1 protein-coding gene is annotated in these 410 nt (G+C 38.3%); it reads left to right on the top strand.

The window, feature by feature from the left end; translation table 11 throughout:
• The coding region (locus JHD69_RS20515) for an outer membrane beta-barrel protein (RefSeq protein WP_199142164.1) at window positions 1–410 on the top strand (410 nt) is incomplete at both ends.

Here is a 410-nt window from a genome sequence, read left to right as displayed (position 1 = left end):
ACTTATATCAACGTAGGTACATCAGAAAGCTATGGCTTTAATGTTTTTGCCTCGTACAATCCGTTGCCAAAGTGGACTTTGATGAGCAATCTGGGTATCAATACCTACCAAGTTAATAATATCGATGCGAACACCGGATCTTTTGGAAATGTAAGCGGTACCAAAACGTTTGTAAACTATAACATCTTCCTGCGCTCGGCCACTACCTTTAAAAAAGGTTGGAGCTTTGAAGCCTTTGGAGCCGTAAACTCGCCGCGTTATACTTTCCAAGGAAAAACAGGTACTTTCTTTATCAATTATTTTGCGGTAAAGAAAGAGATCTTGAACAAAAAAGGAAGTATTGCTATTAATGCACTTAATCCATTTCAGCGCGATTTGAAAATCAATTCGGTTACTGAATCCTCATTTAC

The organism is Pedobacter sp. ASV12 (assembly GCF_016429155.1).
GTDB lineage: Bacteria > Bacteroidota > Bacteroidia > Sphingobacteriales > Sphingobacteriaceae > Pedobacter.
The sequence above is the reverse complement of the archived record's forward strand: the minus strand, read 5'-3'. Positions and strand labels throughout refer to the sequence as shown.